The 5,702-nt window shown below is 79.4% G+C and carries 3 protein-coding genes; 1 reads left to right on the forward strand and 2 read right to left on the reverse strand.

Features of this window, described 5'->3' with window-relative positions; all coding sequences use genetic code 11:
* Positions 1-272 precede the first annotated feature (272 nt).
* Positions 273-1,619 carry a helix-turn-helix domain-containing protein gene (locus ABZ172_RS28025; RefSeq protein ID WP_356887784.1) on the reverse strand — a complete coding sequence of 449 codons (1,347 nt, stop codon included), beginning with the start codon at positions 1,617-1,619 and terminating at the stop codon, positions 273-275.
* A gap of 118 nt (positions 1,620-1,737) precedes the next feature.
* A complete protein-coding gene (locus ABZ172_RS28030; RefSeq protein ID WP_356887828.1) occupies positions 1,738-4,521 on the reverse strand; it encodes a LuxR family transcriptional regulator in 2,784 nt (927 codons plus the stop codon).
* 178 nt (positions 4,522-4,699) lie between these two features.
* Here ABZ172_RS28030 and ABZ172_RS28035 point away from each other — a divergent pair, with 178 nt between their 5' ends.
* Complete coding sequence (locus ABZ172_RS28035; RefSeq protein WP_356887786.1) at positions 4,700-5,473, forward strand: alpha/beta hydrolase; 774 nt, start codon at positions 4,700-4,702, stop codon at positions 5,471-5,473.
* Positions 5,474-5,702 lie beyond the last annotated feature (229 nt).

Raw genomic sequence — 5,702 nt, forward strand, 5'->3', positions numbered from 1 at the left:
CGGTTTGGCCCTCGCCCCCGGCCGCCCCCGCCCCCGGGGGGGCGCCCCGCGGCCGGGTCGTCGCGCCCGGGCGCCGCACGCCGTCGCGCCGGCCGCCCCGGCCCCTCGCGCCGCACGCCGTCGCGCCGGCCGCCCCGGCCCCTCGCGCCGCGTGCCGTCGCGCCCGGGCGCCGCAGGTCCTCGCGCCCGGACGCCCCGCGTGCCCCGTTCGGGCCGGCCGGCGGTCCCGGTGACGGTGCCGGCCGGCGCGGGTCCGCCCCGGCCGGGTCGGCTCAGTCCGTGAGCAGGCGTCGCGCCGCCAGGGCCAGGGACACCTCGACCGCGTCCGACGGGCGGGTCAGGCAGCGTCCCGTCAGCTGCTCGAACCGCCGCATCCGGTTCAGCACGGTGTTGCGGTGGCAGTACAGCTTCGCGCCGGCCCGCTGCGCCGAGCCGTCCGAGTCGAGCCAGGCGGTCAGCGTCTCCACGAGCACGTCGCGGTCCGCCGGATCCAGCCGGTCCAGCGGGCCGAGGACCCGGTCGGCGAGCGCCGTTCCGAGGCCGGGCGAGGACACGACGAGGGCGGCGGGCAGGTGCTCGTCGAGCAGGACGGTGCCGCCGGACGCCGGGCAGGCCCGCAGCGCCGTCTCGGCGAGGCGCCGCGCGTCACCGAGGGAGGCGAGTCCCTCGACGACGGAGCCGACCCCGACACGCAGGCCCGGAGGCACCGTCAGGCCGCGTGCCAGCACCGCCAGTTCGGCGTCCGGATCCCCGGTGGCGGGGCCGGGGGCGGTCTCGGCGCCGTCCCGGGTCGGCGCCGCGCCGGGCTCCGCAGCGGCGGTCCCCAGCGGCAGGATCGCCAGGTCGACGTCCCCCGCCGGGTGCCAGAGCGCGGGTGCCGCTCCGGGCAGGTCCAGCGGCGGCCGTCCGGTGCCGTGCGGGGCGCGCCGGGCGCCGGTGACGGCGAGCACCGCGTACCGTCCCTGCACCGGGAGTCCGAGCGTCGCCGCGGCGTCCGGCAGGTCCGCGATCCGGGCGGTGCCGTCCAGCAGGGCCGCCGTCGTCAGGCGCTGCCGGTTCTCGCGGCGCCAGGAGAGCCGCCGCTCGGCCTGCCGGTACGCCTCCGCCACCACGGCGCAGTGCTCGTCGACGAAGTTCCAGACGTCGGCGGCCACGTGCACCAGCAGCCGGGTGTCCTCGGGGTGGCGCCGGGCCGTGTGGTCGACGAGGTCCTGCCAGACCATCGCCCCGCCCATCCGGAAGGCGTGCAGGACCGCGTCGAGCGGCACCCCCTGCTCGGCCCGGTTCTCGCCGATCCAGCGGGAGGTGCGGTGGGCGGCCTCGCGGAACTCCCGGGGCCGGACGAGGGAGGCGACGTTGTGCCGCAGGGAGTGGTGGACCTCCTGCCAGATCTCGGCGGGCTCGGCCTCCATGGCGGCGCGGTACGCGGGCTCCTGCTCGCGCAGCGCCTCGACCAGGCGGTCCGTCAGCTCCGGCAGCGCCTCCAGGAGGACCCGGGCGGCCCGGTGGAGCACGGCCACCGCCTCGCGGTCGGCCAGGGAGCGGGTGCGGTGCGGCGACGGGGTGACGGCGGGCGGTCCGTGCGGCGCCCGGATCCGTGAACGTACGACCTGCGGCATGGCGGCCTCCACCGGGAATCGGCCGGCTGCGGTGGGGCCGGCCCCGGTGCGCACCCGGCGTCGGGCGCACACCGATCGATCCTGACGACCGCAGAATGGCATACCGCCCGGTCGGTACCTAGAGGTCTGCGCGGTTTCTCTCATCACGGTCCCGCAACCCCGCGCCGCCCCCGCGGTCCAGCAGCCGGGCGAGCTCGGTCCGCGACCGGACGCCGAGGGCGGCGAAGACGTTGCGGAGGTGGTGGTCGACGGTGCGCGGGCTCACCGAGAGCCGCACGGCGACCTCGCGGTTGGTGGCGCCCTCGGCGACGCAGCGGGCGATCCGCTGCTGCTGCGGGGTGAGGACGGCCAGCGGGCCCGGGCCGCTCCGCTCCGGGCCGTCCACCGCCTCCCCGGCGGCGCGCAGTTCCCCTCCGGCGCGCGCGGCCCAGACCCGGGCGGAGCAGCGCTCGAACGCGACCAGCGCGTCCCGCAGCGGGCCGCGGGCCTCCCGGGTGCGGCGCAGCCGGCGCAGCAACTGCCCCTGGAGCAGCCGGGTGCGGGCGCGCTCGAAGTCGCCGCCCGCGCGGTCGTGGTGGGCCAGTGCCTCCTCGTACCGGGCCGCGGCCTCCTCGGGAGGGGCCAGCAGGGCGCGGCAGCGGGCCAGTTGGGCGGGGACCTGGGGGTCCGTCGTCCGCGCGGTCCACAGGGCGAACTCCTCGACGGCCACGGCCAGTGCGTCGGCCGCTTGGCCGGCCCGCCCGGAGAGCGCCACCGCCTCGACGTAGCAGGGCACGGCGAGCATCCGGGTGGCGAAGTGTCCGGTCCCGGGCCCGGGCCTGACCAGCGGGCCGAGCCGGGCGGCCGCCTGCCCGGGCCGTCCGGCGGCGAGGTCGGCGCGGGCGACCGCCCAGGTGGCGAGCGTGGCAGCCTGCGCGAGGCCGTGCGGGCCCGCTCCGGCCAGCGCCGCGTCGGCGTGCGCGGCGCACGCCTCGGCCGGTCCCTCCACCGAGGCGGCGAGCGCGAGCACGGCGTGCAGATGGGCGGCGGAGTTCCGCTGCCCGGTCCGGCGCGCCGCGTGCAGCCCCTCCAGGGCGTGGGCCCGGGCCCTGGCGTGCTGCCCGGAGCGCAGTTCGGCGTAGGCCAGCTGCTCCAGGGCGTGCGGGAGCAGGGCCTCAGGCCCCCGGGTGCGTACGACGGCGAGGGCGCGCGCCCCGGCCCGGCAGGCCGCCTCGACCTCCCCGAGGACCAGGGCGGCGGCGCCGGTCCGCAGGAGCAGGCCCGCGTCCTCGGCGCGGTCGGCGGAGTCGAGGCAGCACCGCAGGAGGGCGTGGCCCCGGTCGGGGTGCCCGGCGAGCACCGCGCACATCCCGGCGCGGTACTGCGCGGTGGGCCGGTCGGCCGCGGCGACCGGGATGCGGTGCATGGCGTCCAGGTAGGCGAGGGCGTCCCCCATGTGCCAGGCCGCCTCCGCGGCGCCGAACAGGGCGTCCAGGGTGCGGCGCGGGTCGTGCGGGGCCAGCAGCTCCGCCGCGGCCAGCAGCGCCGCGTGGGCGTCGGCGGCCGGTCCGTCGCGGAGCGCGAGCATGCCGCGCACCCGGGGTGCGGCGCCTCCGGCGGGGTGCGGGCCGACGCGGGCCAGCAGGGCGCGGGCCCGGCCGGTGTCCCCGGCCAGCCGCGCCTGTTCGGCGGCGGCGGTGAACCGCGCGGCGCGCAGCGAGTCGTCGGCGGAGAGCGCGGCGGCGCGGGCCAGCGCGGCGGCGCGTTCGCCGTGCGGGCGCGGCGCGTCGGCCGCACGCTCCAGTTGTCCGGCGAGGGCGGCGTCCGGGCCGGGTGCGGCGCAGGCCCGCTGGACGAGTGCGGGCAGCGGGGTCCGTCCGGGCCCGCCGAGCAGTCCCGCGAGGAGGTCGTGCACGGCACGGCGGCGGCCGGGCGGCGCCCGGTGCAGGACCGCCCGGCGCAGCAGCGGGTGGCTGAAGTGCACACGGCTGCCCGCGCGCTGGAGCGCGCCGGCGCTGTCGGCGGGGGCGAAGAGGACCCGGTCGAGGTGGGCGGCGGACAGGCCGGCCCGGGCCCCGGCCCGCAGCAGCAGGGCCGCGTCGGAGCCGGTCCCGTCCGGCTCGTGCTCCTCCGCGGCGGCGGCCAGCAGGAGCAGGGTGTGGGTCTCGGCGGACAGCCCGTCCAGGTGCGCGGCGTGGGCGTCGAGGACGCTCTCGCCCCCGGGAAGGGGGTAGGGCAGGGCGGTCCGGCCGGCGAGCTGGTCCGGGGTGAGCCGCCCGGTCAGCCCGGCCAGCAGCCGCGGGTTCCCGGCCGCCTCCCGCAGGAGTTCGGCGCGTACGACGGGGTCCACCTCGGCCGCCGGGCCGGTGAGCCGGTCCAGGAGCGCGGTCGCCGCGTCCTCGTCCAGCGGGCCGAGGCGCAGGGTGGGCAGCCCGGCGAAGGCGGTCTCGTCGGCCGCGCCGAGCACCGCGGCGACACGGCTGCCCGCGCCGAGCCTGCGGGCGGCGAAGCCGAGTGCGGCCCGGGAGTCGGGGTCCCAGAGGTGGGCGTCGTCCACGCAGACCAGCAGGGGTTGTTCGGCGCCGAGCGTCCGCAGCAGGGCGAGCAGGCCGCCGGGGGTGATCCCGGAGCGCAGGACCGTGTCGGGGGCGAGGGGCAGCGGGCCGGGGGCGGAGCAGAGCAGGGCGTGGAGTCCGCTCCAGGGCAGCCGGCGCTCGGCGGGGGCGGCGCAGGCGGACAGCACCGGGCCGGCCCGCCCGGCGAGGTGGTGGGCGGCGGCCTGCCGCAGCAGGGCGGTGCGGCCGAGGCCGGGCGGGGCGGTCAGCACGAGCGCTCCGCCGTCCCCGGCCCGCAGGCGCGCCGACAGGGCTTCCAGGGCGGCCAGTTCATCGCTGCGGCCGTACAGCCGGAGCGGACTGTGCACGGTCGTCGATGGGGTCACCCTTGCACGTTACTTCCGCGTAAACAGCGTCGGAAGGCTCGCGTCCGCTCCTGCTTCCGGGCCGCCCCCGAGCAGTGCGGGCTCCCAACGGAACGGCGTGCGCGCTGTGCCGGGGCACAGTCGCGGCCCGTTCCCCGGCGGGCGCCCGTACCGTCGGGGCATGACCGGTGAATTGCGTACGCACGACGGGGTGACCCTGCGGTACCGGTACTGGTCCCGGGATCCGGACGAGGCCCTGCCGCCGGTGGTCCTGCTGCACGGATTCGCCGCGGACTCCCGGCTGAACTGGGAAGGGCCGGGCGTCGTCGAGGCGCTCCTGGCGCGGGGCCGGCGGGTGTACGCGCTGGACGCGCGCGGCCACGGCGCCTCGGACCGGCCGCACGACGACGCCTGCTACGGCGAGTCCCTGATGGCCCGTGACGTGGGTCTGCTCATCGACCGGACCGGCACGGACGAGGTGCACCTGGCGGGCTATTCCATGGGGGCCGTGGTGGCGGTCCTGGCCGCGGCGCGGGACCGGCGGGTCCGTCGTCTGGTGGCCGGGGGGATCGGGGCGGGCGCGGTCGAGGTGGGCGGTCTGGACACCCGGGTGATGCCTCCGGAGCTGGTCTCGGCGGCGCTCACGGCCGAGGACGCCGCGGACGCGCCCGCTCGGACCAGGGCCTTCCGGATGCTGGCGGACCGCACGGGCGGGGACCGCGCGGCGCTGGCGGCGCAGATACGGGCCGTGCACCGGGACGCACTGCCGCTGGAACGGATCACGGTCCCGACGCTCGTCCTCGCCGGTGCGGGCGACCCGCTGGCGACCCGGCCCGAGGTGCTGGCCGCGGCGATCGCGGGGGCGGAGCTGACCGTGCTGCCGGGCGACCACCTGACGGTCGTGCGCGATCCGGGGTTCGCGGAGACCCTCGTCTCGTTCCTGGCCCGGGGCTGACGCCTGTGGCGCGTGCGCCGGGGCCGACAGCGATGTCGCGTGCCCGGGACCGACCCCGGCATCCCGTGTCCCGGAGCCGACGTCCCGTGCTTGTGTCCCGGAGCCGACGCCTGCGTCCCGTGTGCCGGCTGACGCCCGGGTCACGCGGGCGGCGACGGCGAAGGGCCGGACCGCGGTGGTCGCGGTCCGGCCCGCGGGGGCGGGTGGGGGGGGGGTGCGGGCGGGGTCC

It is taken from the genome of Streptomyces sp. NPDC006296 (assembly GCF_040613235.1).
Classification (GTDB): domain Bacteria; phylum Actinomycetota; class Actinomycetes; order Streptomycetales; family Streptomycetaceae; genus Streptomyces.

Excerpts from the sequence above, each read along its gene's own strand:
- ABZ172_RS28025 (WP_356887784.1), bottom strand. The coding sequence starts at position 1,619 with ATGCCGCAGGTCGTACGTTCACGGATCCGGGCGCCGCACGGACCGCCC.
- ABZ172_RS28035 (WP_356887786.1), top strand. The coding sequence starts at position 4,700 with ATGACCGGTGAATTGCGTACGCACGACGGGGTGACCCTGCGGTACCGG.